General features: G+C 69.9%; 28 protein-coding genes. 14 read left to right on the forward strand and 14 right to left on the reverse strand.

The window, feature by feature from the left end:
- Positions 1-35 precede the first annotated feature (35 nt).
- From kdpC to H9L41_RS12280, 5 genes are all read left to right on the forward strand, one after another.
- Entirely contained in the window at positions 36-626 is a 591-nt protein-coding gene (gene kdpC, locus H9L41_RS12260; protein ID WP_028447044.1) for a potassium-transporting ATPase subunit KdpC, read from the forward strand.
- Positions 627-796: 170 nt separating this feature from the next.
- Positions 797-3,508, forward strand: coding sequence for a DUF4118 domain-containing protein (locus H9L41_RS12265; protein WP_028447043.1), 2,712 nt, complete (start codon positions 797-799; stop codon positions 3,506-3,508).
- A complete protein-coding gene (locus tag H9L41_RS12270) occupies positions 3,505-4,158 on the forward strand; it encodes a response regulator (protein WP_308419501.1) in 654 nt (217 codons plus the stop codon). The genes H9L41_RS12265 and H9L41_RS12270 overlap by 4 nt, the downstream gene beginning before the upstream one ends.
- Before the next feature lie 353 nt (positions 4,159-4,511).
- Positions 4,512-4,952, forward strand: coding sequence for a PTS sugar transporter subunit IIA (locus H9L41_RS12275; protein WP_187523375.1), 441 nt, complete (start codon positions 4,512-4,514; stop codon positions 4,950-4,952).
- A gap of 30 nt (positions 4,953-4,982) precedes the next feature.
- Positions 4,983-5,900, forward strand: a complete 918-nt coding sequence (locus tag H9L41_RS12280; protein ID WP_034607440.1) for an acetylglutamate kinase — start codon at positions 4,983-4,985, stop codon at positions 5,898-5,900.
- A 91-nt stretch (positions 5,901-5,991) separates the two neighbouring features.
- Here H9L41_RS12280 and H9L41_RS12285 read toward each other — a convergent pair whose 3' ends face one another.
- The gene (locus tag H9L41_RS12285) at positions 5,992-6,363 is read right to left on the reverse strand and encodes a DUF6697 family protein (protein WP_028447039.1); all 372 of its coding nucleotides are present in this window, start codon (positions 6,361-6,363) and stop codon (positions 5,992-5,994) included.
- 326 nt (positions 6,364-6,689) lie between these two features.
- Between H9L41_RS12285 and H9L41_RS12290 the strand changes: the two genes are divergently transcribed.
- From H9L41_RS12290 to H9L41_RS12300, 3 genes are read left to right on the forward strand one after another with little or no spacing between them, the layout of a single operon-like run.
- A complete protein-coding gene (locus H9L41_RS12290) occupies positions 6,690-7,157 on the forward strand; it encodes a PTS sugar transporter subunit IIA (protein ID WP_034607437.1) in 468 nt (155 codons plus the stop codon).
- A 26-nt stretch (positions 7,158-7,183) separates the two neighbouring features.
- A complete protein-coding gene (locus H9L41_RS12295; protein ID WP_034607436.1) occupies positions 7,184-8,062 on the forward strand; it encodes an amino acid kinase family protein in 879 nt (292 codons plus the stop codon).
- A gap of 9 nt (positions 8,063-8,071) precedes the next feature.
- Complete coding sequence (locus tag H9L41_RS12300) at positions 8,072-8,686, forward strand: GNAT family N-acetyltransferase (RefSeq protein ID WP_051319203.1); 615 nt, start codon at positions 8,072-8,074, stop codon at positions 8,684-8,686.
- Positions 8,687-8,693: 7 nt separating this feature from the next.
- Here H9L41_RS12300 and H9L41_RS12305 read toward each other — a convergent pair whose 3' ends face one another.
- Positions 8,694-9,599, reverse strand: coding sequence for a LysR family transcriptional regulator (locus H9L41_RS12305; RefSeq protein WP_028447037.1), 906 nt, complete (start codon positions 9,597-9,599; stop codon positions 8,694-8,696).
- A 96-nt stretch (positions 9,600-9,695) separates the two neighbouring features.
- Between H9L41_RS12305 and H9L41_RS25740 the strand changes: the two genes are divergently transcribed.
- From H9L41_RS25740 to aroC, 3 genes are all read left to right on the forward strand, one after another.
- Positions 9,696-10,172: an NAD(P)H-binding protein gene (locus tag H9L41_RS25740; protein WP_308419502.1), complete on the forward strand. Its 477-nt coding sequence runs from the start codon at positions 9,696-9,698 to the stop codon at positions 10,170-10,172.
- A gap of 5 nt (positions 10,173-10,177) precedes the next feature.
- Positions 10,178-10,684 (forward strand): Rossmann-fold NAD(P)-binding domain-containing protein, encoded by a 507-nt coding sequence (locus tag H9L41_RS25745; RefSeq protein WP_308419503.1) that lies wholly within the window; start codon positions 10,178-10,180, stop codon positions 10,682-10,684.
- 164 nt (positions 10,685-10,848) lie between these two features.
- Positions 10,849-11,952, forward strand: a complete 1,104-nt coding sequence (aroC, locus tag H9L41_RS12315; protein ID WP_028447035.1) for a chorismate synthase — start codon at positions 10,849-10,851, stop codon at positions 11,950-11,952.
- Between the two features lie 171 nt (positions 11,953-12,123).
- On the opposite strand, the gene H9L41_RS12320 is transcribed toward aroC, so the two are convergent.
- The 4 genes from H9L41_RS12320 to hemN form a co-directional block, all read right to left on the reverse strand.
- Positions 12,124-12,384, reverse strand: a complete 261-nt coding sequence (locus H9L41_RS12320) for a hypothetical protein (protein ID WP_034607434.1) — start codon at positions 12,382-12,384, stop codon at positions 12,124-12,126.
- A 214-nt stretch (positions 12,385-12,598) separates the two neighbouring features.
- Complete coding sequence (locus H9L41_RS12325; protein WP_157462045.1) at positions 12,599-13,066, reverse strand: DUF7931 domain-containing protein; 468 nt, start codon at positions 13,064-13,066, stop codon at positions 12,599-12,601.
- Positions 13,063-13,758, reverse strand: a complete 696-nt coding sequence (locus H9L41_RS12330) for a sulfite exporter TauE/SafE family protein (RefSeq protein ID WP_028447034.1) — start codon at positions 13,756-13,758, stop codon at positions 13,063-13,065. Before H9L41_RS12330 ends, H9L41_RS12325 begins: the two co-directional genes overlap by 4 nt.
- A gap of 259 nt (positions 13,759-14,017) precedes the next feature.
- On the reverse strand, positions 14,018-15,424 hold the full coding sequence (gene hemN / locus H9L41_RS12335) for an oxygen-independent coproporphyrinogen III oxidase (protein WP_051319201.1): 1,407 nt from the start codon (positions 15,422-15,424) through the stop codon (positions 14,018-14,020).
- 90 nt (positions 15,425-15,514) lie between these two features.
- Here hemN and fnr point away from each other — a divergent pair, with 90 nt between their 5' ends.
- Positions 15,515-16,246, forward strand: coding sequence for a fumarate/nitrate reduction transcriptional regulator Fnr (gene fnr / locus H9L41_RS12340; RefSeq protein WP_028447032.1), 732 nt, complete (start codon positions 15,515-15,517; stop codon positions 16,244-16,246).
- A 60-nt stretch (positions 16,247-16,306) separates the two neighbouring features.
- On the opposite strand, the gene H9L41_RS12345 is transcribed toward fnr, so the two are convergent.
- Together H9L41_RS12345 and H9L41_RS12350 are read right to left on the reverse strand one after the other, a co-directional pair.
- Positions 16,307-16,600, reverse strand: a complete 294-nt coding sequence (locus H9L41_RS12345; protein ID WP_028447031.1) for a hypothetical protein — start codon at positions 16,598-16,600, stop codon at positions 16,307-16,309.
- An 85-nt stretch (positions 16,601-16,685) separates the two neighbouring features.
- A complete protein-coding gene (locus H9L41_RS12350; protein WP_157462044.1) occupies positions 16,686-16,844 on the reverse strand; it encodes a hypothetical protein in 159 nt (52 codons plus the stop codon).
- A 27-nt stretch (positions 16,845-16,871) separates the two neighbouring features.
- On the opposite strand from H9L41_RS12350, the gene H9L41_RS12355 reads away from it, so the two are divergent.
- Both H9L41_RS12355 and H9L41_RS12360 read left to right on the forward strand, forming a co-directional pair.
- Positions 16,872-17,795 carry a LysR family transcriptional regulator gene (locus H9L41_RS12355; RefSeq protein WP_028447030.1) on the forward strand — a complete coding sequence of 308 codons (924 nt, stop codon included), beginning with the start codon at positions 16,872-16,874 and terminating at the stop codon, positions 17,793-17,795.
- Positions 17,786-18,529 (forward strand): hypothetical protein, encoded by a 744-nt coding sequence (locus H9L41_RS12360; RefSeq protein ID WP_028447029.1) that lies wholly within the window; start codon positions 17,786-17,788, stop codon positions 18,527-18,529. Before H9L41_RS12355 ends, H9L41_RS12360 begins: the two co-directional genes overlap by 10 nt.
- Before the next feature lie 95 nt (positions 18,530-18,624).
- Here H9L41_RS12360 and H9L41_RS12365 read toward each other — a convergent pair whose 3' ends face one another.
- The 6 genes from H9L41_RS12365 to H9L41_RS12390 all read right to left on the reverse strand — a co-directional run bounded on the left by H9L41_RS12365 (position 18,625) and on the right by H9L41_RS12390 (position 25,334).
- Entirely contained in the window at positions 18,625-19,197 is a 573-nt protein-coding gene (locus H9L41_RS12365) for a phasin family protein (protein ID WP_028447028.1), read from the reverse strand.
- A 201-nt stretch (positions 19,198-19,398) separates the two neighbouring features.
- Complete coding sequence (locus tag H9L41_RS12370; RefSeq protein WP_051319200.1) at positions 19,399-21,588, reverse strand: HDOD domain-containing protein; 2,190 nt, start codon at positions 21,586-21,588, stop codon at positions 19,399-19,401.
- Between the two features lie 126 nt (positions 21,589-21,714).
- The gene (gene scpB / locus H9L41_RS12375; RefSeq protein ID WP_034607430.1) at positions 21,715-22,272 is read right to left on the reverse strand and encodes an SMC-Scp complex subunit ScpB; all 558 of its coding nucleotides are present in this window, start codon (positions 22,270-22,272) and stop codon (positions 21,715-21,717) included.
- A 2-nt stretch (positions 22,273-22,274) separates the two neighbouring features.
- Positions 22,275-23,150: a segregation and condensation protein A gene (locus H9L41_RS12380; RefSeq protein WP_028447027.1), complete on the reverse strand. Its 876-nt coding sequence runs from the start codon at positions 23,148-23,150 to the stop codon at positions 22,275-22,277.
- Positions 23,147-24,415 carry a hemolysin family protein gene (locus H9L41_RS12385; RefSeq protein WP_308419504.1) on the reverse strand — a complete coding sequence of 423 codons (1,269 nt, stop codon included), beginning with the start codon at positions 24,413-24,415 and terminating at the stop codon, positions 23,147-23,149. The genes H9L41_RS12380 and H9L41_RS12385 overlap by 4 nt, the downstream gene beginning before the upstream one ends.
- Before the next feature lie 250 nt (positions 24,416-24,665).
- A complete protein-coding gene (locus tag H9L41_RS12390; protein WP_028447025.1) occupies positions 24,666-25,334 on the reverse strand; it encodes a MarC family protein in 669 nt (222 codons plus the stop codon).
- Between the last annotated feature and the right edge of the window lie 80 nt (positions 25,335-25,414).

A 25,414-nucleotide genomic window follows, 5' to 3' on the forward strand; every position in this document is an offset into this window, starting at 1 on the left:
AGGCTGCCGAGGCGCCGCCTGCAAGGAGCACCACCATGAAATCCCTGATCCGCCCCGCCCTGTCGCTGTTCCTGCTGCTCAGCGTCGTGACCGGCCTCGCCTACCCCGCCGCCGTGACCGGCGCGGCTCGCCTGCTGTTCCCCGCCGAGGCGGCCGGCAGCCTGGTCGAACGCAACGGCACGGTGGTCGGCAGCTCGCTGATCGGCCAATCGTTCAGCGGCCCGACCTACTTCTGGAGCCGGCCGTCGGCCACCGGGCCGATACCGGACAACGCGGCCGCCTCCAGCGGCTCCAACTACGGCCCGCTGCACCCGGCGCTGGCCGAGGCCGTCAAGGGCCGCGTCGAGCAGTTGCGCGCCGCGCATCCCGACCAGCACGGACCGGTGCCGGCCGACCTGGCGACGGCGTCGGCCTCGGGCCTGGACCCGCACATCTCGCCGGCCGCCGCCTACTACCAGATCGAACGGGTGGCCAAGGCCCGCGGCATGACGCCGCTGGCGGTGAAAACCCTGGTGGACCGCCATATCGAATACCCGAGCTGGCGCATCTTCGGCGACCGCACGGTCAACGTGCTCGAGCTGAACCTGGCACTGGACGAGCTGGCGATGAGCCGCCGCGGCGCATAATGCCGCGCAATGCCGGTTAGATCGGCCTCGGCCGCGAACGGTCGCCCGCGTACCGTTCGCGGCCGAGGCCGTTCCGACGCCGGCCGGCCCGCCTGGATGGGCATGGCTACGCTCGGCGCCGGGCGGCCCTGCCCTGCTTCCTACCCTACCCACTCGAATCCGATGCCGCCATGATCACCGACCGCCCCGATCCCGACCGCCTGCTGGAGACGCTGCACGCCGAGGAGGCCGCAGCCCGCCGCGGCAAGCTGAAAATCTTCTTCGGCGCCTGCGCCGGCGTGGGCAAGACCTACGCCATGCTGCAGGCCGCCGGACGGCAGCAGGCCGAAGGGGTCAAGGTCCTGGTCGGCGTGGTGGAAACCCACGGCCGGGCCGAAACCGCCGCCCTGCTCGACGGCCTGGTCCTGCTGCCTTCGCGCAAGGTCCAGTACCGCGACCGCCTGCTCGCCGAGTTCGACCTCGACGCCGCGCTCGCGCAGCGGCCGGAACTGATCGTGGTCGACGAGCTGGCGCACAGCAACGTCGAGGGCAGCCGCCACCAGAAGCGCTGGCTCGACGTGGAAGAGCTGCTCGAAGCCGGCATCGACGTCTACACCGCGCTCAACGTGCAGCACCTGGAAAGCCTCAACGACGTGGTCGGCTCGATCACCGGCGTGCGCGTGCGCGAAACGGTGCCCGACCACGTGTTCGAGCAGGCCGACGAGGTGGTGCTGGTCGACCTGCCGCCCGACGAGCTGCTGGTCCGGCTGTCTCAGGGCAAGGTCTACCTGGCCGACGCGGCCGAACGGGCTTCCAGGAATTTTTTCCGCAAGGGCAACCTGATCGCGTTGCGCGAACTGGCGCTGCGGCGCACCGCCGACCGGGTCGACGTGCAGATGCGCGCCTACCGCGCCGATCGCGCCATCGCCAACGTCTGGCAGACCAAGGAACGGCTGATGGTCTGCGTCGGCCCCGGCGCCAGCGGCGACAAGCTGGTGCGCGCCGCCGCCCGGCTGGCCGCCAAGCTGCAGGCCGACTGGATCGCGGTCTACGTCGAGACGCCGGCGCTGCAACACCTGCCCGACGAGCAGCGCCGGCGCGTGCTGGCCACGCTCAAGGCCGCCGAGCAACTGGGCGCCGAGACCGCCACGCTGGCCGGCACCGACCCGGTCGACACGCTGGCGGCCTACGCCAGGAGCCGCAACGTCAGCAAGCTGGTGATCGGCCATCGGCTGAAATCGGGCTGGCGCCGCAAGCTGCTGCCCGGCCTGGCCGACCGGCTGGCCGAGCGCGCCGCGGCGCTCGATCTCTACCTGGTCGGGCTGGAAACCTCCGATGCGCCGCCGGCCAGCCGCATCCGGCTGCCGCCGGGCCGGGCCGACTGGCGCGGCTGGGGCGCGTCCTGCCTGATCGTGGCCGTCACCACCGCGCTGGCCGGCGCGCTGCTGTCGATCTTCGACCTGGCCAACGTGGTGATGGTGTTCCTGCTGGCGGTGGTGCTGGTCGCGATCCGCTACGGCCGCGGGCCGGGCGCGCTGGCCGCCTGCCTCGCGGTGGCCAGCTTCGACTTCTTCTTCGTGCCGCCGCGACTCACCTTCACGGTCAACGACACGCAATACCTGTTCACCTTCGCGATGATGCTGACCGTGGCGCTGATCATCGGCCAGCTCACCGCCAAGCTGCGCTTCGAGGCCGACATCGCGCGCCGGCGCGAACGGCGTGCCGACGAGCTGTCGCGGCTGGCGCGCGAATTGTCGGCGGCGCTGACCACCGAGCAGGTCGTCGCCATCGCCATCGAGCAGGTAGGCAGCAATTTCCAGGCACGCAGCGCGGTGCTGCTGCCGGACAGCCAGGAGCGCATGCGCGAGGCCCATGCCGGCGACGCCGCCGCGACGCCCGCAGCCGAGGTCGACACCAGCGTGGCGCAGTGGGTCTACGACCATGCCGAAGCGGCCGGTTTCGGCACCGCCACCCTGCCGTCCAGCCCGGCCCGCTACCTGCCGCTGAAGGCACCGATGCGCACCCGCGGCGTGCTGGCGGTGCAGCCGACCGGCTTGTGGCTGTTCGACGAGCCCGAGGACCTGCGCCTGCTGGAGACCTGCGCGGCCCAGATCGCGCTGGCGCTGGAACGAGTGCACTTCGTCGAGGTCGCCCAGGACGCGCTGGTCAGCATGGAGGGCGAGCGGCTGCGCAATGGCCTGCTGGCCGCCGTGTCGCACGATCTGCGCACCCCGCTGACCGCCCTGGTCGGCCTGGCCGATACGCTGACGCACAGCCCGCTGGCCGAACCAGTGCGGCAGGAACTGGTCGCCGCCATCCGCGACAAGGCGCAGGGCATGGCCGAACTGGTCGGCAAGCTGCTCGACATGGCCCGCCTGCAATCCGGCGCGGTCGAGTTGCGGCGCGACTGGCAGTCGCTCGAGGAAGTGCTCGGCTCGGCCCGCCGCCAGCTCGATGCCGCGCTGGCCGAGCACAAGGTGACCAGCCGCCTGCCGGCCGACCTGCCGCTGTGCGAGTTCGACGCCGTGCTGATCGAGCGGGTGCTGGTCAACCTGCTCGACAATGCCGCCAAATACACCCCGCCGGGCAGCGAGATCGTCGTCTCCGCCGCGCATCGCGGCAACCTGATGCGCGTCACCGTCGACGACGACGGCCCCGGCTTGCCGCCGGGGCGCGAGGAAGCGCTGTTCGGCAAGTTCGAGCGCGGCGACAGCGAATCGGCGCTGCCCGGCGTAGGCCTTGGGCTGGCGATCAGCCGCGCCATCGTCGAAGCCCACGGCGGCAAGCTGCATGCCGAGAACCGCCCCGACGGCGGCGCCCGCTTCGTCTTCACCCTGCCCATGGGCACGCCGCCGACCCTGGCGGAGACCGAACAGCCCACCGAGCCGGAACCGACCCCATGAAACCGAACCGTATCCTGATCGTCGAGGACGATCCCCATATCCGTCGCTTCGTGCGCACCGCACTGGAAGCCGAGGACTTCACCGTATTCGAAGCCGACAACGTCGGCCGCGCGCTGATCGAGGCCGGCAGCCGGCAGCCCGAGCTGTTCATCGTCGACCTGGGCCTGCCCGACCGCGACGGCCGCGAGCTGGTGACCGAGCTGCGCGCCTGGTCGTCGGCGCCGGTGATCATCCTGTCGGCGCGCGACCGCGAGGAAGACAAGGTCGCCGCGCTCGACGCCGGCGCCGACGACTACCTGGTCAAGCCGTTCGGCGTGCCCGAGCTGCTGGCCCGGGTGCGGGCCCAATTGCGGCGCAGCGCCGTCAACGGCGGCCAGGATCCGAGCGCGCAGGTCCGCTTCGGCGAGGTCTGGGTCGATCTCGCCGCCCGCGAGGTGAAGCGCGGCGTCGAAGCGGTCCATCTGACGCCGATCGAATACCGCCTGCTGGCCGCACTGATCAAGGGCCACGGCCGGGTGATGACCCACCACCAGCTGCTGATGGCGGTCTGGGGCCGAACGCCGCCGGCCGCGACCACTACCTGCGCATCTACATGGGCAATCTGCGCCAGAAGCTCGAAGCCGACCCGGCCCAGCCGCAGCACCTGCTGACCGAGCTGGGGTGGGCTACCGGCTGGTCGGCCTGGCCTGAGGACCGGTTCACGGTCCTGCCCCCCGCCGTATCGAGCGAAACGCCGGGACGGGATGGCGCGCGACGAGACGACGCAACGGCCGGCCTACCGGCCGTTTCGCATGGCGGCCAGCGCACCGGCGGTCTTGACGGATTCTTGACGCGGCGCCGACGCCTCTTTGCACGGTCTTTACGTCGAGTTCCGTACGCTGTGTCCATGGCCGGTGCGGATACCGCCGATCCGGTGCCGCGGCCCGGCCCGCATGCGATGGCACGGGCGTGCCGATCGATGCGAACCATCCGAGGACTTCCTAGACATGCAGACCCTTGCCGAATGTGTCCGACCGAGGACATCCTGCTCGACATCGACATCCAGAACCGCGCCCAACTGTTCGACCGGACGGCGCAGCACATCAGGGCGCGCCACGGCCTGGATGGCCACGTCCCCGACCGCGTCGCCGAGCGGCTGACCGAACGCGAAAAACTCGGTTCCACCGCCCTCGGCCAGGGCGTCGCCATTCCCCACGCCCGCATTCCCGACCTGCAGCACCCCGTCGCAGTCTTCATCCGCACCGCGCAACCCATCCCCTTCGACGCCCCCGACGGCAAGCCCGTCGGCCTGTTATTCACTCTTCTGGTCCCCGAACACGCGACGCAGGAGCACCTGCAACTGCTGGCCGACGCCGCGCGCCTGTTCTGCGAGCGCAGCTGCCGCGAGCAATTGCGGGCGGCCCCCACGCCGCTGGATATCCGCCGCGTCCTGCTGGACGCCTGAACTACCCGCCCCATTCGACCGGAGAATCCCATGTCCATGCCTCAACCCGCCCAGCGCGCCCAATCGCTGACCGACTCCCTTCCTTACGTCCGCTCGCTGCACGGCCACACCGTGGTGATCGTCTGCGGCGGACGCAGCAGTTTCGACCCGCAGGCGCGGCAGGCGCTGGCGCAGGACGTCGCGATGCTGGCGCTGCTGGGGGCTCGGCCGGTGCTGGTGCATGGCGGCATGCCCGACATCAAGCTCATGCAGCCGGGCCGGCCGGGCGACGGGCAGGAGCCGCTGCGCCAGGTCACCCGCGCCGCCCTGACCGAAATCAACTTCGAACTGGTGCGCCTGCTCGACCAGCAGGGCGTCAAGGCGGTCGGCACTTCCGGCCGCGATGCGCACGCCGTGACGGCCGGCGCCGTACGCCAGATCGGCCGGATGGCCGAGGCCACCTCCCTGGACCCGAGCCTACTCGCCCTATTGCAGGCCAACGGCCTGGTGCCGGTGCTGATGCCGCTGGCGCCCGATGCCGACGGCTACGACCAGCCGCTGGCGCCGGAGCAGCTGGGCAGCCTGCTGGCGCAGCGGCTGTCCGCAGCCAAGCTGGTGCTGATCGGCGACGACCGGATCCGCCTGCAGCAGGAAGGGATCGAGGCCGGCATCACCGGCCGGCCGGCGCTGGAAGAATGGTTGCGGATGCATGAACGGAGCGAGGCGGCCGACATGGTCCGGGCCGCGCTCGGCGCGATCGACCACGGCGTGGCCGCGGTCCATCTGGTCGGCGCGATGCAGCCCGGCGAACTGCTGACCGAGCTGCTGACCGAAGAAGGCCACGGCACCGTGCTGTGCCGCCGCACCGGGCCGCAGGTGCTGGCCGACAGCGGCCGCTACTTCCAAGACTGCGACAGCGTGATCCGGCCCGACTTCACCGCCACCCGCAAATGCGTGGTGCGCTTCTGATCCGTTCCGCGCCGGGCCACCGGCGCTGCGGAACCTGGCCGATGCGGATCGGCCGCAGCGGGGCCGCGGAGCGGGCGGCTCCGGCTAGCCGCTAACGGCGTACGAGCTTGATCACGCGCGAAATCTGGCCCGTCGTGAAACCGCTGCCCTTGACGTAGGGCTGGCAGTCGGCGGGTGCGGTCAGCGAGTCCGCAGGCGCGTAATGGCCGACGTAGCGCCAGCGGTCGATTTCCCTGCGGATGAAGACCGGAATGGGATCGGTCTGCTTGGCGAGCACCCTGCCGGCGGCGCGGGCGGCACCGCCGCCATTGCAGAGCACCACGTCCGGCGCCTGCGGATTGAGATCCGGCCGCAGGCAGGCCGCGACCACCTTGCCCTTGTGCATGGGCAGGAAAGCCTGCTTGTTGCCGCCGCATTGAATATGGATATCTTCCCGCGTGTAATCCTTGCCGAGTTCGAACATAACATCTCCAGGTGAATGCGCAATGCGCGAATCGCAAAGCACCGGCGAGCATAATAAGCACGTCGTAAACACGGGATAAAATCCGGGCCGTTCCATATAGGAATGGCGTATAGATTATTGACGACCTCCGTCCTGCCTGGCCCGCAGGCATCCATCACTTCGCTGCAATTTATGCGATCCATATTTTTCGGGCCGCACTATTTACGCGATCTTTACGGCATCCGGCCTACGCTTCGATCGCGGCGAAAAACCGGTCCCATTCGACCGGTCGCCTCCCGACAAATGGGAGGACGCTCGCACCCATACCGAATCGACAGGGTTGAACGATGGATGCGCTGGCCCGAATCTGCCCGGCTGAAGATATTCTTCTACAAATCGAATTGCGCGATCGTCCGCAGCTGTTCGAATATGCGGCTCGGCACCTGCAGCGACGCTACGGCCTTTCGGCCGGCCATATCGCGCAGCGGCTGGCCGAGCGGGAAAGGCTCGGCTCCACCAGCCCGGGACAAGGCTTCGCGATTCCCCATGCGCGCCTGCCCGGCCTGTCGGTGCCCCTCGGCCTGTTCATCCGCCCCAACCATCCCATCGCCTTCGATGCCCCCGACGGCGAGCCGGCCGGAGAAATCCTGATCCTGCTGGTTCCCGAGCATGCTCACCGGGATCACCTGCGCCTGCTGGCCGATGCCGTCCGGCTGCTGTGCGACCGTACCTTCCGCAGCGCTCTGCGTGCCGCAGCCACGGCCGAGGAGATCCGCCTGCTACTGCTCGACGGCCCCGGCCGCGGCGCCGCATGAAGCCGGCGCCGTTGCAAGGACCGAGCATGCCGGCCGACCTCCCCCGCCGCCTGGAACGACTGCACGGCCTCGGCCTGCCGGCGGGCGCGCTGCCTTTCCTGCAGGTGCTGCAGCGCAAGGCGATCGTGATCGTCGACGCCGTGGCGCCGGGCGAGGCAGCCGGCGCCCGGCAGGCCTTCGCCCGGGACGTCGCGCTGCTCGCCCTGGCGGGTGCCCGGCCGGTGGTGGTCCATGGCGGCCCGCTGCCCTTCCCCGCCGACGCCCGCCTGCCCGGCTGCCTCGCCACGAACGACATGCGCGCCATGTTGGCCGGGATCAACCGGGAACTGGTGCAATTGATCGGCCGCTACGGTCCCAGGGCGATGAGCCTGAGCGGGCAGGAGGCGGACAAGCTCGCGCACGCGCCGCCTGCCGGCGAAGAACCGGACGGCCTGCTCGGCGCATGCCTGGATCGCGGCATGCTGCCCGTGCTGATGCCGCTGGCGACCGACACGGCGGGCAAGTGCCGGCTGGTGTCGCCCCTGCAGCTGGGCAGCCAGTTGGCGCGGCGTCTCCCGGCCGAAGCCATGGTCGTGATGGGCGATCCAGCCGCAGTGAGCGAACTGGCCAGGCTGACCGGAGCGGACGGCCGGGAAGCGCTGGAACGCTGGTTGGCCCACCATCCCCGCGCCGCGGCGGCAGGCCTGGCCCGGGCGCTGCTCGGCGCGCTGGGTCGCGGTGTGCAGACGGTATTGCTGATCGATGCGGCGAGGCCCGATGCGCTGATCGCCGAACTCCTGGCCGAGGAAAGCACCGGTGCTGTCTTCTGCCGTCGCAGCGCCGCCCAACTGCTGGCCGCCAGCGCCGCCTACCTGCTGGAAGGCGGCACGCCGCGGGACAGGCGAAAACCGGCCGCGCATCCCTGAAGTCCCGCCATGCAAACCGATCGAAGCGCGAAACCCATCTTCCTGTTGCACCCATGGCGGCCCGGCGATGCCGTGGAGGCGCTGACCGAGCTGCTGCACGACGCCTTCGCCCCTTTGCAGGACCTGGGCCTGGATTGCGCGAGCGGGCGGCAGACCGTCGCCGCCACCACGGCCCGGCTGCGGCGCGGACAAGGCTTCGCCGCGACGCTGGACGGCGAGCTGATCGGTTCGCTCACGGTCTATCGACCGCAGCACGACAGCGAGTGCCGGACCTATCGCAGGCCGGGCACGGCGAGCGTTCACCAGTTCGCCGTGCGTCCCGACTGGCAGGGCCACGGCGTGGGCCGGTCGTTGCTGAGCGTCGCCGAAGGCTGGGCGGCGGCGCAAGGCTATGACCAGCTGGCGCTCGACACGCCGGCCCCGGCCGGCCACCTGCTCGACTACTACCGGCGACTTGGCTTCACCTTGCAGGAAGAACTGCGGTTCAGCGGCCGCGCCTACCCCAGCGCCGTGCTCGGCAAGCCATTGAGCGGCCGGGATTGCGAACAGGGCCGCCGATGCGGCACGGCGGGAATGGAAGCGGTGGCCGGCCAGTTTACGCTCGCCCTGGCGACACGCCGCTAGCAGGACTTCAGCGCGAATCCGCGCCCGCGACATGCGCCTGCAGGCCTTCCACCAGCGCGTCGAAGGCCGCCTTGCAGCGCGGGCTGTTGCGCAGGTCCTCGTGCATGGTGACCCAGGTCTCCAGCCGGAGGGCGAACTGCCCGCCCAGCACGCGCACCAGCGGCGCCCCGGGCCGGCCGGCCAGCGCCGTCTGGCAGATGCCGATGCCGCAGCCGGCGCGGATCAGCGCCAGCTGGGCCAGGTCGCTGTCGCAACGCAACGCAAAGGATTCGCGGCCCCAGACCGGCAGCAGCTTGCGGGCAGCGCGCAGGAAAGGCGTCTCCTGGTCGAAGCCGATCAGCGCATGGCCAGCCAGTTCGTCCAGCGAGGCCGGCGTGCCGTACTGGCGCAGATAGTCGGCATGCGCATGCAGGCCCAGCTCCACTTCGCCGACCCGGCGGGCGATCAGTTGCGCCTGCCTGGGCGCGGTCATGCGCACCGCGATGTCGGCCTCGCGCTGCAGCAGGTCCTGCACCCGGTTGGTCGGCACCAGCTCGACCCGCAGCTGCGGATGCGCTTGCCGCAACTGCGCCAGCATCGGCGGCAGCACCTCGATGCCGATCACCTCGCTGGCCGAGATCCGCACGACGCCGCTGACGCCCTGGCCCCGGCTGGCGGCCGCGCGCGCCAGCGCCGCGGCGGTGCTGTGCATGGTCTGGGCGTAGCCGCGCAGCGCCAGCGCAGCCTCGGTCGGCAGCAGGCCGGTCTGCGAGCGGGTGAACAGCGGCTGGCCGAATGCCGCCTCGAGCGCGCCGACATGGCGCCCCACCGTGGGCTGGGTGATGCCGAGCGCACGCGCGGCGCCGGACAGCGACCCCTCGGTCAGCACCGCCAGGAAGGTGCGGTAGAGCTCCCAGCCGATTTCGTTTTCCATACGAAAATGTATAGCTGATCGATCATTCTCGGCAATTTCTTTACACCCGGCCCGTCGTCAGAATGCCTCCATCCCAACCGACGACGGAGCACGAACATGACCACCCAAACCACCCCGATCGGCAAGGCCCTGGTCCTCGGCGCCAGCGGCGGCATCGGCGGCGAAGTCGCCCGCCAGCTGCGCGATGCCGGCTGGCAGGTGCAGGCGCTGCAACGCGGCCTGGCCGAGCCCGCCATGCAGCGCGACGGCATCACCTGGCTGCGCGGCGATGCGATGGTGCGCGACGACGTGCAGCGGGCGGCGCGCGGCTGCAGCGTGATCGTCCATGCGGTCAACCCGCCCGGCTACCGCCGCTGGGCCGAGCTGGTGCTGCCGATGATCGACAACACCATCGCCGCCGCCCTCGCCGAGCGCGCCACCATCGTGCTGCCGGGCACGGTCTACAACTACGGCCCGACGCCTTCCCGCTGCTGCGCGAAGACGACCCGCAACGGCCGGTCACGCGCAAGGGCGCGATCCGGGTCGAGCTCGAACGCCGGCTGGAAGCCGCCGCCGGCCAGGGCGCGCGGGTGATCGTGGTGCGGGCCGGCGACTTCTTCGGCCCGCAGGTCGGCAACAGCTGGTTCGCCCAGGGCCTGGTCAAGCCGGGCCAGCCGGTGCGCACCGTGCGGATGCCCGGCGACCGCGGCGTCGGCCACCAGTGGTCCTACCTGCCCGACGTGGCCCGCACCATGGTCGCGCTGCTGGCCCGCCGCAGCACGCTCGCGCCGTTCGCCGCCTTCCACATGGCCGGCCACTGGGATGCAGACGGCAAGCGGATGGCGGAATCCATCCGCCGGGTGGTCGAGCGCCGCGGCGGCCGGGCCAGGCTCGCGGCCTTCCCGTGGTGGATGGTCCGGCTCGCCTCGCCCTTCGTCGCCACGCTGCGCGAGCTGCTGGAGATGCGCTACCTGTGGCGCCAGCCGGTGCGGATGGACGGCGGCAAGCTGGCCGCGGTGCTGGGCGAGGAACCGCACACGCCGCTCGATCAGGCGGTCGAAGCGACCCTGGCCGGCCTCGGTTGCCTGCCCGGACAGGCAGCCTGAAAGCCGGCCGTCCGGCACCGCCCGATTGACGCGAACGTCAGCGCCGGCGCGCCGCGGCGCCCTGCCCCGCCGGGCCGGCGCCGCGGCGCGCTGTGATAGACTCGTCGACCTTCATCCGATCGTCCGGCCCCGCGGCCGGCGTGTTCCAGGCGAGAGGTCGCACCATGTCGGGCAGTACGCTGGGTCTGTTGTTCACCGTCACCTCCTTCGGCGAAAGCCACGGCCCGGCCATCGGCTGCGTGGTCGACGGCTGCCCGCCCGGACTGGCGATCGGCGAGGCCGACATCCAGGCCGAGCTCGACCGCCGCAAGCCCGGCACCAGCCGCCACGTCACCCAGCGCAAGGAACCGGACACGGTCGAGATCCTGTCGGGCGTGTTCGAAGGCCGCACCACCGGCCACCCGATCGCCCTCCTGATCCGCAATACCGACCAGCGCAGCCAGGACTACGGCAAGATCGTCGAGACCTTCCGCCCGGGCCACGCCGACTACACCTACTGGCACAAGTACGGCATCCGCGACTACCGCGGCGGCGGCCGCAGCTCGGCGCGCGAGACCGCGGTCCGCGTCGCCGCCGGCGCCATCGCCAAGAAATGGCTGCGCGAGAAGTTCGGCATCGAGATCCGCGGCTACATGAGCCAGCTCGGCGAGATCGCCATCCCGTTCAAGGATTGGCGCCACGTCGGCGAGAACGCCTTCTTCGCCCCGAACGACGAGATCGTGCCGCAGCTCGAAGCCCACATGGACCAGATCCGCGCCGAGCGCGACTCGATCGGCGCGCGCATCGAGGTGGTGGCCGAGAACGTGCCGGTCGGCTGGGGCGAACCGGTCTACGACCGGCTCGACGCCGACATCGCCTACGCGATGATGAGCATCAACGCGGTCAAGGGCGTCGAGATCGGCGACGGCTTCGGCGTGGTCGCCCAGCGCGGCAGCGTGCACGGCGACGAACTCACGCCCGAAGGCTTCGCCAGCAACCACGCAGGCGGCGTGCTCGGCGGCATCTCGACCGGCCAGGACTTGCGCGTGAGCATTGCGATCAAGCCGACCTCGAGCATTCCGCAAGAGCGCAACTCGATCGACAAGCAGGGCAATCCGGTCCTGATGCAGACCACCGGCCGCCACGACCCCTGCGTCGGCATCCGCGCCACGCCGATCGCCGAGGCCATGCTGGCGCTGGTGCTGATCGACCACGCGCTGCGCCACCGCGCCCAGAACGCCGACGTGCGCGTCGATACGCCGCGCATCCCCGGACGCATCGGCGGATAAGCCCGGATATATATTTCGCTGCAGCGCATATAAGCCGCTATTGCACTGCGCCATCGCAATGGGAAAGGACGCCTGACGGCGTCCTTTCGCTTATTCGGCGCACGCGCATTAGCGGTCCGAATAAAACAAAAAGCCGACCCGAGGTCGGCTTTTCGCACTGCTCGAAGCGAATTACTGCTTCGGCTGTTCGGCCGGAGCGGCCGGGGCAGCAGCGGCGTCGGCCGGAGCAGCCGGAGCGGCAGCGGCGTCGGCGGGAGCGGCGGCCGGGGCAGCGGCGTCGGCCGGGGCAGCGGCAGGCGCTTCAGCCGGAGCGGCGGCAGGAGCTTCAGCAGCCGGAGCAGCGGCGGGCGCTTCAGCGGCCGGCTCTTCCTTCTTGCCGCAAGCGGCCAGACCCAGGGCCAGCAGGGCAGCGATGAGCAGGGACTTTTGCATGATTTACCTTTAGATGTGAGTTCACAGAGAAAACAAAGCAATCGACCGTTGATCGAGGGCTTTTAAAACCTTTGACGTATCAATGACGACCGACCGCAAAATTCTAGCAGCTTCCAAAGAAAAAACTAGGGGCAAATTGCGTCGCAACATGACGGCGGCCTAGGCCGCGCCGATACGCATTGCCGCGACAAACCCGATGTCAAACGAAAAGGACTCAGATGAATAGTCGGCGCCCGGCTCCCGCCGGCACCGCCTGCATCCATAGGTCGCCGAAACGCTGACGGCACGCCGCATGCGCACGGCCGGGGCCGGCGGCCTCGCCGCGCGGCGAATCGGCGTGGAAACGGCGCACCACCGCCCGTTCGGTCAGCAGGAAGGGCTCGCCCGCCTCGCGATCGGCCTCGCCGGTCAAACGCAATTCGAACAGGTGACCATAGACCTGCATCAGCGCCGCCAGCCGCGGGCAATGGCGCACGAACCAGGCCTCGTCGTGCAGCAGCAGGCGCAGGCGCAGCTGCTTGCCGGCCAATTGCGCATGCAGCGCCTCAGCGCAGGCCGGCGCCTCGGCACCGCTGCCGGCCAGGTCGGGATCGAACCAGTCGAGCGTGCGCTCGGCACCGGCCAGGGCAACGAGCACCTGGGCGCGGTATTGCTCGAGCGTGTCGAAAAGAAGTGGAGTCACGCGACTTGGTGCGCCGCCCAGCGCAGGAGTTCCGCCAGCGCCAGCGCTACCAGCAGGCCACCGGCCGCCAGCCGGATGCCGCGGCGGTCGCGCAAGCGGCGCAGCTGGCCTGCGGCGGCGCCCATGGCCAGCAGATTCGGCAGCGTGCCGAGGCCGAAGGCCAGCATCACCAGCGCGCCGCGCGCGGCCGAACCGCCGGCCAGCGCGCCGGTCGCGGCGGTGTAGACCAGGCCGCAGGGCAGCCAGCCCCACAGCCCGCCGGCGGCGAAGGCGGCCGGCAGGCTGCGCAGCGGCAGCAAGGCGGCGAAGCGCGGCTGCAGGCGGCGCCACAGCGTGCCGCCGATGCGCTCGAGCCGCGCCAGCAGCGGCGACCAGCCGGCGAGATACAGGCCGAGCAGGATGACCAGCAGCTGCGACAACAGGAACAGCAGCGTCTGCAGCCGCGCCGCGGCCGGCAGCCAGGCCACCGCGCCGGCCAGGCCGCCGAGCACGGTGCCGATCGCCACATAGGAAGCGAGCCGGCCGAGGTTGGCCGCCAGCAGCAGCGCCACGCGCCGGCCGGCCACGGCGTTGAGCCCCAGCGCGGCGGCCAGCCCGCCGCACATGCCGAGGCAATGCAGGCCGCCGAGGAAGCCGGCCAGCCACCAGCCGAGCAGGGTGAGCGCGAAGGAAGAATCGAAGGGATCGAACATCGCGCGAGCTTACGTGAACGGCATGTGAAACGTGAACAAGGCTGTGAAACGTGAAATGTGAAAGGTGAAACGTGAACCCCGCTCCTCATCCGCCAGAGCCGCCGGTGGGCGAAGAAGATACGGAAGCGCGGCAATCGCCGCGATTCGTCACGGCGCAGTCCTCGTACAAGGCTTGAAAGATCACTGCCGGCAGAGGAGCGGGGTTCACGTTTCACATTTCACATTTCACATTTCACAGCCTTTCACGTTTCACATGCCTTCAGATCACACGCGAATAGCGCGCCGCCATCCGCGTCTCGCGCAGGTAGCGGTCGAAGCACATCGCCACCACCCGCGCCAGCAGGCGGCCGCGCGCGGTCACGCGGATGCGGTCGGGCCCCAGCGCCACCAGGCCGTCCTGCGCCAGCGCTTCGAGCTGCGGCCACTCGGCGACGAAGTAGCTGCGGAAGTCGATCATCCAGCTGGTCTCGAACGGCTCGATCACCAGCTCGGACTGGCACAGCAGCGCCTGGATCACCGCGCGCCGCAGCAGGTCGTCGGCGCCGAGCGCCAGCCCGCGCGCGATCGGCAGCCGGCCCTGGCCGACCGCATCGTAGTAGTCGTCCAGCACGCGATGGTTCTGGGCATAGACGCCGCCGACCTTGCCGATGGCCGACACGCCGAGCCCGACCAGGTCGCACTCGGCCTGGGTCGAATAGCCCTGGAAGTTGCGGTGTAGCCGCCCCTGCCGCAGCGCGACCGCCAGCTCGTCGTCGGGCAGCGCGAAATGGTCCATGCCGATGTAGAGATAGCCGGCCGCCAACAGCGTCTCGACCGCCAGCCGCAGCATGGCGAGCTTGGTCTCGGCCGAGGGCATGGCCGTGGCGTCGATGCGGCGCTGCGGCTTGAAGCGCTCGGGCAGATGGGCGTAGCTGTACAGCGCGATGCGTGCCGGCCGCCAGGCTTTTACTTGTTCCAGCGTGACGGCGAGGCTGTCCGGCGTCTGCAACGGCAGGCCGTAGATCAGGTCGAGATTGATCGAGCGGTAGCCGAGCGCGCGGCCGGCATCGAGCACGGCGGCGGTCTGGCCGGCCGGCTGCACCCGGTTGATGGCGGCCTGCACGGCCGGGTCGAGATCCTGCACGCCGATGCTCATGCGCTTGAAACCGTGGCCGGCCAGCAGTGCCAGCGTGTGCTCGCCGAGCTGGCGCGGATCGATCTCGACCGAGCGCTCGGCATCGGGCGCGATCGAGAAGGCCACGGTCAGCATGCGCATCAGCCGCTCGAGCTGGGCGTCGGTGAGGAAGGTCGGCGTACCGCCGCCGAGGTGCAGCTGGGTCACCGGCGCCTCGCGGCCGAACAGCCTGGCCTGCATGACGATCTCCTGCTCGAGCGCGTCGAGGTAGGCGTCGGCCTGGCCGCGGTCCTCGGTGACGATCTTGTTGCAGGCGCAGTAATAGCAGGCGGTGCCGCAGAACGGCAGGTGGACGTAGAGCGACAGCGGCCGGCCGGCGCCGGCCATGCGCCGCGCGTCGACCGCACAGCGGTAGCGCGCTTCGTCGAATTCCTCGACGAAGCGGTCGGCGGTCGGATACGAGGTGTAGCGCGGTCCCGGCCCATCGTGGCGACGGACCAGTTCCGGGTCGAATTCGAGCGCGGTGGGGTCGTCGTTGAACGGGATCTGCATCGGTCAGGCTCGGGCTTGGCTTGTTCGCAGTCTAGGGAGGCGTCAAACTTGCGGCGTTGACCTGGGTCAAGCCATCCATCCGAACGCCATATGACCACCCTGTTCCCCGCCCACGAACTCAAGAACATCTGCGCCGGCTGCAGCCTGCGCGAGCTCTGCCTGCCGATCGGCCTCGAGCACGACGAGCTGTCGCAGCTCGACCAGATCATCAAGCAGCGCATCCCGGTCAAGCGCGGCGAGGCGCTGTTCCGCACCGACGATCCGTTCCGCTCGCTCTACGCGGTGCGCACCGGTTTCTTCAAGACCGTGGTGCTGTCGGAGGACGGCCGCGAGCAGGTCACCGGCTTCCACATGTCGGGCGAGCTGATCGGGCTCGACGCGCTCGGCGGCGAGCGCCATGCCTGCACCGCGATCGCGCTGGAGGACTGCGAGGTGTGCGAGCTGCCGTTCGAGCAGCTCGAATCGCTGTCCAAGGACATCCCGGCGCTGACGCGGCATTTCTACAAGCTGATGAGCCGCGAGATCGTGCGCGACCAGGGCGTGATGCTGCTGCTGGGCAATATGCGCGCCGAGGAACGGCTGGCCGCCTTCCTGCTCAACCTGTCGCAGCGGCTCGGCGCGCGCGGCTTCTCGTCCAGCGGCTTCCACCTGCGCATGACGCGCGAGGAGATCGGCAGCTTCCTCGGCATGAAGCTCGAAACCGTCAGCCGCACCTTCTCCAAGTTCCAGACCGACGGCCTGATCGCCGTGCAGGGCAAGCAGATCACCCTGCGCGACCTGCCGGCGCTCAAGCAGCTGCTGTCGGGCTGCGCCCGCAACTGAACTCCGCGCGGCCACGAAAAAGGCGACCCGAGGGTCGCCTTTTGTCCGCCTGCCGCACCTTCAATGCGCCAGCGTGCCTGGATCGTGATCTTGCTGCGGCTTGCTGAAATCGACCGGACAGTAACGGTTCAATTGCTCGCGATCGCGCTCGAAGAACAGCGTCAGCCCGCTCGACAGGCCGGCGAACAGCCAGCAGACGAAGAAACCGATCGAATAGGCCATGACGCGAGTTTCGAACAGCGGCTCGCCCTGGAAGGTCAGTTCGAGCGGATCGAACAAGGTGAAGAACAGGCTGTTGAGGATGCCGGCCACCAGGAAGGACGGCCACAGCACCAGGATCGACTTCAACTTCATGTGCAATGTCTCCATGTCTTTTTGCACTCTGCACCCCTGAATTGACTACCTGGGATCGGTCTGACGCCGACGTCGTGGGGCGATCCTAACGCCTGCCCGGGGCAGCGGCAAAGCCCTTTTCGATCAAGGCTCTACGCCCCGATTGGATGCTGCGATGCAGCACGAGTTCAATAAAATCGAAATACAGGTCGGCAAAGCTGCGCCGCTCGCCCATAATCGAGACGTAACATTCCTTGCCTGCCATGCAGTTGCCCGCTTCGGAATTCCTGACATGCGTCTATCCCTGGATGCGCTGGTCGTACTCGACGCCATCGATCGCAAGGGCAGCTTCGCCGCTGCGGCGGCCGAGCTGCACCGCGTGCCGTCCGCGATCACCTACACGATCCAGAAGCTCGAGCAGGACCTCGACGTGCTGATCTTCGACCGCAGCGGCCACCGTGCGCGGCTGACGCCGGCCGGCCAGGAACTGTTGCGCGAAGGCCGCCCGCTGCTCGACGCCGCCGCCGCGCTCGAGGCGCGCGTCAAGCGCGTCGCCACCGGCTGGGAGCCCGAGCTGCGCATCGCGGTCGGCGACCTGGTCGATTTCGGCGCCCTGCTCGGCTCGGTCGCGGCCTTCGACGGCATCGGCGGCGAGACCCGGCTGCGCTTCTCGCACGAGGCCTTCGGCGGCGCCTGGGATGCGCTCTACACCGGCCGTGCCGACCTCGCCATCGGCGCACCCGACGATGCGCCGCCCGGCGGCGGCTTCAAGAGCCAGCCGCTGGGCGAGGTCGAATTCGTGCTGGCCGCCGCGCCGCACCATCCGCTGGCGCGCGAGCCGCAGCCGGTGCCGATCCAGGCGGTCCGCACGCACCGCGCGGTCAGCGTGGCCGACAGCTCGCGCACGCTGCCGCCGCGCACCTCGGGCCTGCTGACCGGCCAGCCGACGCTGACGGTATCGACCCAGGCCGACAAGCTGGCCGCCCAGCTGGCCGGCCTCGGCGTGGGCTTCCTGCCGCGCCGCATCGCCCAGCCGCATATCGATGCCGGCCGCCTGGTCGCGCTGCAGTGCGAGGAAGCCAAGCAGGTCGCCAAGCTGCATGTCGCCTGGCCGACCAAGGCGCGCGGCAATGCGCTGCGCTGGTTCCTCGACCACCTGGCCCAGCCGGCCGTGAGCCGCCTGCTGTGCGAGGGCGGCGGACCGGCGTGCAGCTGATCGCCTGTGACCTGCCGGCCACGCTGGCGGCCCGGTTGGCGCGGCAGGGCAAGGCGGGCTGGTGTCTCGATGCGCAGATGCCGCCGGGCTGGTCCGCGCCGCCCGGGGGCGTCGCGCCGGCCGGGCCGCAGCTCTGGTTGCTCGGCGGCCCGCCGCCCTGCCCTCTCGCCGCCGGCGACTTGGTCGTCGAGCTCGGCGATGCATCCCCCTTGCCCGATCATCCGCAGCGCATCCGGATCGCCTGGCAGGACAGTCCGTTCGGCGTGGAGCACGGCTTCCTGCTCGCCGTCGGCGGCGAAGCCGGGCCGGTGGCGCAGGCCGGTGCGCTGCTCGACGCGCTGGCGCCGGCCGCCGGTGGCTGGCTGCATGCCGGCGATCTGGCCGCACCACGGCTGCTGGCCGACCTGGCGGCCATGCTCGGCGGCGGCATCGGCCAGTTGTCCGGCCTGATGATGGCGCCGCTGGGCCAGGCGCCCAGCGGCTGGTGGCAAGGCCAGCAGGACTTGCTGCGGGCGCTGGCCGAGCGCGCCGGGCGCTATCTGGACCACGAATCCGATCGCCGGCCCTACTGCGCGGCGCAACCCCTGCCGCCGCTGTTCATGCTGACGCCGCCCGGCGCCGCCGAAACCGATTCGCCGGCCTGCAAGCTGGCGCAACTGCTGCGCTGGCTGGGTCGGCAATCGGCCGGCAACGTACCGTCATCCGGCGCTCGAGGCACTCCGCCCGCATCCTGAAGCGCCCGGATGACGGACATGAAAAAACCCACGCCGAAGCGTGGGTTTTTTCGTTCGATCCGTCGCACCGCCGAGGCGGCGCGACCGGCGATCGATCAGACCGCGGCAGCGGGCGAAGCCTTGCGAGCCGAGGTCTTGGCAACGCCGGCAGCGGCCTTGGCCGAGGTTTCGGCGGCGGCGACGCTGGCTTCGGCGAAGTCGCTGGTGACCTTCTTGGCGGTCTTGGCGACCGTGTCGTAGGCCGAAGCGGCGGTGGCGACGGCGGTCTTGACGGCCGAGACGACGATCTCGGAGCCGGCCGGAGCCTGCTTCACGGCCTTGTCCAGCGTGGTGACCAAGCCCTTGTTGAATTCGATGACCTGTTCTTCGACGAAGGCGCCGAGTTCGGCCTGGGTGCTGCTGGCCGCTTCGTAGACGTTCTTGGCGACGGCCAGGGCCTTGTCGACCACCGGCTGCGACAGCTGCTGCTGCAGCGACAGCAGGCCTTGCACGTCCTTGACTTCGGTCAGGGCCTTGGCGGTGGCGGTGTTTTCGCTCAGCAGTTCGCGGGCGACGTCGAGCTGCAGGGTGACGAGGCGCTCGACACCGGACAGGGCGATATTGGACAGACGGATGGATTTTTCGAGTTGTGCTTGGCCGAGGGCGGCGAAATCGGAGGTTGCGAACATGGGTCTTCTCCTGGCTGATTGTCGGTGGAATGTGCCGTGCACATGGTCTCTTTTGCACCGCAGCATGAGACCATTATGGTCAGCGCCCGGTTCACCGTCAAGCTCTTTTTTGTGCGTTGCACAAAATCATCGATCCGTACTTTTATCCTTTGTTAACAACAGATTAAAAATTCGAGCAAAAAATCTAATGCGGCAGCGCAATCAGGCTCCGGCGACGGGCGGCGTCTTGTGGCGGATCGCCAGCACGGCCTGGTTGCGCAGCGCCTTGCACAGGCCCAGTTCCTTGGGACCGAGCCGCAGGCTGCCCGGCGCGTCCTGGTCGGCGTAGAACAGGCCGACCACCTTGCGGTCGATGACCACCGGCAGCAGGAGGAAGCTGCGGCCGGCGCCGAGCTGGCGGAACCAGGCCGGGATGCGCTCGCGCACCGCCGGGTGGTCGATGTCGTCGACCAGCTCGTCGCGATTGCGACTCAGCGCGGTGCGGAACAGGTCGCCGCTGTCGTCGAGCGGCAGCTGGAAGCGTTCGAGAAACGATTCGATGTCGTCGCCGAAGCCGAAGCGGCCGACCACCGCGTTGCGCTGCACGCTGCGCGTCGCCAGCAGCACCCGGCGCACGCCGAGGCTGCGGTAGAGCGTCTCCAGGATCATGCGCAGCAGGTCGTTGAGACGGAAATCGCCGACCAGGGTCTCGGTGACGTCCTGCACGCAGCTGGCCAGCACCTCGACAACTTCGGGCCGGTCGACCGCCGGCGCCGCCTCTTCCTCGGCCGGTGCCGGCTCCTCCAGCCCGGACTCGGCCGCCGCCATGCCGCCGCGCGGCAGCCCGCCGAGCTTGCGCAGCCGCGCCAGGGTGCCCTCGGACTGGGTTTCCAGGCCGAAGATGGCCGCCTCGCGCAGCGTCTCGCGTGCCGCCTCGTCGACCGCCAACCGCAGGTCGCGCTCGGTCAGCCGCATCGCCACGGCATGGCCGTCGCGCACGCGCAGGAAGCTGGCGAAGCGCTGGCCCTCGTCCTCGGCCAGCATCGCCCGCATCAGCGCGCTGCCGGCGTTGGCATAGAGCCGCAGCCAGTCGCCGTCGTGGCGCGGCGAGCGCGGCTTGGCGTCCTCCAGCGCCATGCTGCCGACCAGCTTGTCGGGCAGGTGCCAGCTGCGCGCGACCGCCATGCCGAGCTCCTCGTAACTGGCGCCGAGCTGGCTGCGGATAGCGCGCTCCTCGGTCTCGCCGGCCTCGATCAGGCGGGCGATCTCGCGGCTCTCGTCGTGGAAGTAGTACAGCGCCAGCAAGCGGCCGAGCCGGTGGAACATGCCGGCCACCCTCGCCTCCTCGAGGTCGCGGTAGCCGGTGCGCTCGGCCAGCTGGCGCGCGATCACGCTGGCGAAGAAGGCGCGCGCGACCTCGTCCTTGAGCTCGTCGGCGAGCGCGTGGTCGCTCAGCCGCTCGATCAGCACCAGGGTCAGCGTCAGCGCCTTGATGGTGTCGAAGCCGAGCACCATGACCGCGCGCGAGATGGTGCTGATGGTGCCGCCGAACTGGCCGTAGCTGGCCGAATTGGCCAGCCGGAGCACTTTGTTGGTGAGCGAGAAGTCGCGCAGGATCACCGTCGCCAGCGCCTGCAGCTTCTCGCTGTCGGCCGCAGCGACCCGGCTGATGGCTCCGACCGCGCGCGACAGCGCCGGGAAGTCGTCGGTCTTGCCCATGCGGCCCAGCAGCAAGCCGGCCGGGCTGTCATCCTGCTGCGCCGCGGTGCTCAGCGCCTCCATCTCGGCCAGGTAGTCGGCCAGCGCGGCGCGCAAATCGAGCGGATGGCCGTAGCGCGGAAAGCCGGCCTCGCCGAGCGCGCCGAGCACGATGCCTTCGAGCCGCGGATCGAGGCCGTCGGCGAAGGCGGACGGCAGCGCGACCTCGCCGCGCTCGTTGGCCAGCGGCAGCCGCGCCGTCAGCATCTGGTAGAGCAGCTCGCCGATGCCGCGCACCGGGTCCTCGCCCACCGCGTCGTCGGGCAACCGGGCAGCCAGCAGCGGTTGACCATCGGCGCCGAGCAGCACGCGCTCGGCCGCAATGAGGCCGATGCGCCAGCCGACCAGCCGCGCATGCGCCAGGCCGTCGAGCAGGCGCAGCGCCAGCCGCGCCGCCTGGAGCCGCGGCAGCGCGCCGGCCGCCAGCCGTTCGGCCAGCGAGGCGCCGGCACCCCAGCCGTAGGCGAGCCAGCGCTCGCCGTCGATCTCGGCGCGGCCTTCGAGCGGGGCGAGCACGGCGTGGCCGCCGGGATGGAGGGGGAAATCGTCGGGCAGGCCGGGATCGCGCAGCAGCAGGACCGGGTGGCCGTCCTCGGCATGCGCCAGCCAGCTGTCGCCGGCCTGCCGGACCAGGGTGTAGAGGGTCTCGTCCATCGCTTCGCCTTGCGAACTCCCAGGTACGGGCCGGCGGGCGAGCGTGGCGGAACACAGGCGTCGCGCCGGCACGCGATCGTTCGAATTATATTCTGCAAGCGTAGCAGAGAACCGGCCGAAAGCCAGTCAGTCCGCGGCTTCCGGCACCGTGAGGCCGCCCAGTTCGGCCAGCGGCGGCAATTCGCTGCGGCTCTTGAGGCCGAGGTCGTCGAGAAAGCCGCGGGTGGTGGCATAGAGACCGGGCCGACCCGGCGTCTCGCGGTGGCCGACCACCTCGATCCAGCCGCGCTCCTCCAGCGTCTTGACGATATTGCTCGACACCGCGACGCCGCGGATTTCCTCGATCTCGCCGCGCGTCAGCGGGCCCTTGTAGGCGATGATGGCCAGCGTCTCCATCACTGCGCGCGAGTAGCGCGGCGGCCGGGCCGGGTCGAGCCGGTCGAGGTAGGGCTGGTATTCGAGCCGGGCGCGGAAACGCCAGCCGCCGGCCAGCCGCACCAGCTCGACGCCGCGCCCGCTCCAGGCCTGCTGGATCGCCTCCAGCACCTCGTGCAGGAATTCGGCCTTGAGCTCTTCGGCGAACAGCTTCTTCAGGTCGTGCAGGCCCAGCGGCTGCTGGGCGACCAGCAGCGCGGTCTCGATGACGGTCTGGATGTGCTGGCGGTCGTGCAGCGCGGACGCCATGTTCAGGCTGCCTCCGCCGCTTCGAGCACGGCCGGCTCGAGGCCGGCCAGCCGCACGTAGATCGGCGCATAGGGCTCGGCCTGGCTCACTGCGATCAGGCCTTCCTTGGTCAGCTCGAGCACTGCGATGAAGCTGACCACCAGCATGGGGATGCCGCGCGCGGTGTCGAACAGCGCGGTGAATTCGAGGTAGCGGCCGCCGGCCAGCTGCTTGAGGATCTCGCCCATCTGCTCGCGCACGCTCAGCTCGTCCGGCTTCACCGTGTGGTGCTTGTTGTGGCGCGCGCGCGCCAGCAGCGCCAGCCAGGCGTGCTTCAGATCGACCGGGCTGACTTCGGGCAGCCGCTCGACCAGCTCGCGGTCGAAGGCGGCGGCGACCCAGGCGAAATCGCGGCCGGCCTGCGGCAGCTGGTCGAGCTCGAAGGCGGCCAGCTTCATCTGTTCGTATTCGAGCAGGCGGCGCACCAGCTCGGCGCGCGGATCGGCCTCGCCGCCCTCGACCGCGGCCGGCCGCGGCAGCAGCATGCGCGACTTGATCTCGATCAGCATGGCCGCCATGAGCAGGTATTCGGCCGCCAGCTCGAGCCGGCCGGTGCGCATCGCGTCGACGTAGTCCATGTACTGGGCGGTGACCACCGCCATCGGGATGTCGAGGATGTCGAGGTTCTGCTTGCGGATCAGGTAGAGCAACAGGTCGAGCGGCCCCTCGAAGCGCTCCAGCAGCACGCGCAGCGCCTCGGGCGGGATGTAGAGGTCGGCCGGCAGCTCGGTGACCGGCTGGCCGAACAGCAGCGCGATCGGCGCGGCCGGCCCGGGCTCCGCCGGCACGGCGGCCGCGTCGGGCAGCGGCGCGGTCAGCGGCTCGGCCAGCCCGCTCATCCGTCCTCGCCGTCGCTGTCGCCCTCGACCGCGGCATCGGGATCGAGCCGCGCCAGCACCTTGTCGATGCGCTTGCCGTCCATGTCGACCACCTCGAACAGCCAGCCGCCCCATTCGAGCGTGTCGGCGGTCTGCGGCAGCCGGCCCAGCAGCAGCATGATCATGCCGGCCAGCGTGTTGTAGCGGCCCTTGTCCTCTTCGGGCACCTGCTTGAGCTCGAGCCGGTCCTTCAGCTCGGGCACCGGGATCAGGCCGTCGAGCAGCCAGCTGCCGTCCTCGCGCTGCACCGCCCAGGCGTCTTCGATGTCCTGCGGCTTGAATTCGCCGGTGATCGCCTCGAGCAGGTCCTGCAGCGTGATCAGGCCCTGGATCTCGCCGTATTCGTCGATCACCAGCGCCATCTGCACGGCCGAGGAGCGGAAATTCTCCAGCAGCTCCATGCCGGTCAGCGTCTCCGGCACATAGGTCACCGGCTGCAGGTGGGCGGCGAAGTCCAGCGCCTCGCCGCGCAGCGTCTGGCCGAGGATCTGCTTGGCGGTGGCGATGCCGAGCACCTCGTCGAGCCCGCCCTTGCAGACCGGGTAGCGCGAGTGGTCGGTGTCGGCGATCTTGGCCAGGTTCTCGGCGCGGCCGTCCTCGACGTCGAGATAGGCGATTTCCGAGCGCGGCCGCATCAGCGAGCCGATCTGGCGGTCGTCGAGCCGGAACACGTTGCGCACCATCTCGTGCTCGTGCTGCTCGATGGCGCCCGATTCGGAGCCCTCGGCCAGCAGCGCGTGGATTTCTTCCTGGGTCACCTGGCTGGCGTTGTCGGCGTTCACGCCGAGCGTGCGCAGCACCAGGTCGGTCGAGGCCGACAGCAGCCGCACGAAGGGCTTGGTGACGGTGGCCAGCCATTGCATCGGCCGCGCGACCAGGCGGGCGATCAGCTCGGGGTTCATCTGGCCCAGCCGCTTGGGCACCAGTTCGCCGAGGATGATGGAGACGAAGGTGATGCACACCACCACCAGCACCAGCGCCAGGATCTCGGCGGTGCGCACCGGCATGCCGAAGCCCTGCAGCCAGATGCCGAACGGGCCGGCCAGCGCCGATTCGCCGACGATACCGTTGAGCACGCCGATCGAGGTGATGCCGATCTGGACGGTGGAGAGGAAGCGGGTGGGATTCTCGCCGAGCTGGATGGCGGCGCGGGCAGCGCTGTCGCCCGACTCGGCCAGCACTTGCAGGCGGGCGCGGCGGGCGGTGACGAGCGCGATCTCGGACATGGCGAAGACGCCGTTGATGAGGATGAGTCCGAGTAGAAGGGCGATCTCCATTGCGGGATGGGGGTGGTTGCGGACGGACTAGTGTACCAGCGGGGCCGCCAAACCGCCGCCGCGCCGGCGCGGCGCTGTTGCGGCGAGGCCCCGGCGCCCGCATTTTGGGCAGGCTAGCCGACCGCCTGGCCGGTCAAGCGCTTGGCCCATTCATCCACAGGCCGCCCACAGCCTTGTCCCTGCCCCGCTGTGGATGGTTCTAGGCCCCGTTGATCAAGCCGTGCAGCAATTCGGAGGCGCCGTTCCAGAAGATCTGCACGCCGATGCACAACAGGATGAAGGCCGACAGCCGCAGGAACACCGTGATGCCGGTCTCGCCCAGCCGCTTGAGCAGGCGGTCGGCGAAGCGGTAGCTGTAGTAGACGATGGCGCACAGCAGCAGCATGCCGATCACGCCGCCGGCGAGGTTCAGCGCGTCGATGCCGCCGCGCGAGCGCAGCGCGGCGCCGAGCGTGATCGCCACCGAGATCGAGCCCGGCCCGATGGTGAACGGGAAGGTCAGCGGGAAGAAGGCGCGCCGGATGATGGCGGCGCCGGCCGGCCGGCGCACGTTCTCGTCCTCGTGGTGATCCTCCGCGTCGAGCAGGCGCCAGCCGGCGGTGGCCACCACCAGGCCGCCGCCGACCTTGACCACCGCCAGCGAGATGCCGAAGAACTTGAGCAGCCAGGTGCCGACGAACATCGCGCCGAGCAGCAGGAACAGCCCGTTGATGGCGATGCGCTTGGCGATCACCTTGCGTTCCTGCTCGGTGGCGCCCTGGGTATAGGTGAGGAAGATCGGCGCGATGCCGGGCGGATTGATGATGGGCAGCAGCGCGGTGAGCACCAGCAGGATGCTCTTGATGAATTCGATCAGGTCGTCGGCCATGGCGGCGTGTTCCGGGGATGGTCTGGCCGCGATCATGGCAGCGCCGGCGCGGGCTGTGAATGACCGGATACCCGCGATGC

It is taken from the genome of Chitinimonas koreensis (genome assembly GCF_014353015.1).
Lineage (GTDB): Bacteria > Pseudomonadota > Gammaproteobacteria > Burkholderiales > Chitinimonadaceae > Chitinimonas > Chitinimonas koreensis.

What these genes read in the sequence shown, in the direction of transcription:
- H9L41_RS12380 (WP_028447027.1), bottom strand. Translation starts at nt 23,150, where the DNA reads ATGAGCGGGCTGGCCGAGCCGCTGACCGCGCCGCTGCCCGACGCGGCC.
- fnr (WP_028447032.1), top strand. Translation starts at nt 15,515, where the DNA reads ATGACCACCCTGTTCCCCGCCCACGAACTCAAGAACATCTGCGCCGGC.
- scpB (WP_034607430.1), bottom strand. Translation starts at nt 22,272, where the DNA reads ATGGCGTCCGCGCTGCACGACCGCCAGCACATCCAGACCGTCATCGAG.
- H9L41_RS12370 (WP_051319200.1), bottom strand. Translation starts at nt 21,588, where the DNA reads ATGGACGAGACCCTCTACACCCTGGTCCGGCAGGCCGGCGACAGCTGG.
- H9L41_RS12270 (WP_308419501.1), top strand. Translation starts at nt 3,505, where the DNA reads ATGAAACCGAACCGTATCCTGATCGTCGAGGACGATCCCCATATCCGT.
- H9L41_RS12285 (WP_028447039.1), bottom strand. Translation starts at nt 6,363, where the DNA reads ATGTTCGAACTCGGCAAGGATTACACGCGGGAAGATATCCATATTCAA.
- hemN (WP_051319201.1), bottom strand. Translation starts at nt 15,424, where the DNA reads ATGCAGATCCCGTTCAACGACGACCCCACCGCGCTCGAATTCGACCCG.
- H9L41_RS12300 (WP_051319203.1), top strand. Translation starts at nt 8,072, where the DNA reads ATGCAAACCGATCGAAGCGCGAAACCCATCTTCCTGTTGCACCCATGG.
- H9L41_RS12330 (WP_028447034.1), bottom strand. Translation starts at nt 13,758, where the DNA reads ATGTTCGATCCCTTCGATTCTTCCTTCGCGCTCACCCTGCTCGGCTGG.
- H9L41_RS12365 (WP_028447028.1), bottom strand. Translation starts at nt 19,197, where the DNA reads ATGTTCGCAACCTCCGATTTCGCCGCCCTCGGCCAAGCACAACTCGAA.
- H9L41_RS12390 (WP_028447025.1), bottom strand. Translation starts at nt 25,334, where the DNA reads ATGGCCGACGACCTGATCGAATTCATCAAGAGCATCCTGCTGGTGCTC.
- H9L41_RS12320 (WP_034607434.1), bottom strand. Translation starts at nt 12,384, where the DNA reads ATGCAAAAGTCCCTGCTCATCGCTGCCCTGCTGGCCCTGGGTCTGGCC.
- H9L41_RS12295 (WP_034607436.1), top strand. Translation starts at nt 7,184, where the DNA reads ATGCCGGCCGACCTCCCCCGCCGCCTGGAACGACTGCACGGCCTCGGC.
- H9L41_RS25740 (WP_308419502.1), top strand. Translation starts at nt 9,696, where the DNA reads ATGACCACCCAAACCACCCCGATCGGCAAGGCCCTGGTCCTCGGCGCC.
- H9L41_RS12280 (WP_034607440.1), top strand. Translation starts at nt 4,983, where the DNA reads ATGTCCATGCCTCAACCCGCCCAGCGCGCCCAATCGCTGACCGACTCC.
- H9L41_RS12275 (WP_187523375.1), top strand. Translation starts at nt 4,512, where the DNA reads ATGTGTCCGACCGAGGACATCCTGCTCGACATCGACATCCAGAACCGC.
- H9L41_RS12305 (WP_028447037.1), bottom strand. Translation starts at nt 9,599, where the DNA reads ATGGAAAACGAAATCGGCTGGGAGCTCTACCGCACCTTCCTGGCGGTG.
- H9L41_RS12265 (WP_028447043.1), top strand. Translation starts at nt 797, where the DNA reads ATGATCACCGACCGCCCCGATCCCGACCGCCTGCTGGAGACGCTGCAC.
- H9L41_RS12290 (WP_034607437.1), top strand. Translation starts at nt 6,690, where the DNA reads ATGGATGCGCTGGCCCGAATCTGCCCGGCTGAAGATATTCTTCTACAA.
- H9L41_RS12345 (WP_028447031.1), bottom strand. Translation starts at nt 16,600, where the DNA reads ATGAAGTTGAAGTCGATCCTGGTGCTGTGGCCGTCCTTCCTGGTGGCC.
- aroC (WP_028447035.1), top strand. Translation starts at nt 10,849, where the DNA reads ATGTCGGGCAGTACGCTGGGTCTGTTGTTCACCGTCACCTCCTTCGGC.
- kdpC (WP_028447044.1), top strand. Translation starts at nt 36, where the DNA reads ATGAAATCCCTGATCCGCCCCGCCCTGTCGCTGTTCCTGCTGCTCAGC.
- H9L41_RS12385 (WP_308419504.1), bottom strand. Translation starts at nt 24,415, where the DNA reads ATGTCCGAGATCGCGCTCGTCACCGCCCGCCGCGCCCGCCTGCAAGTG.
- H9L41_RS12355 (WP_028447030.1), top strand. Translation starts at nt 16,872, where the DNA reads ATGCGTCTATCCCTGGATGCGCTGGTCGTACTCGACGCCATCGATCGC.
- H9L41_RS12350 (WP_157462044.1), bottom strand. Translation starts at nt 16,844, where the DNA reads ATGGCAGGCAAGGAATGTTACGTCTCGATTATGGGCGAGCGGCGCAGC.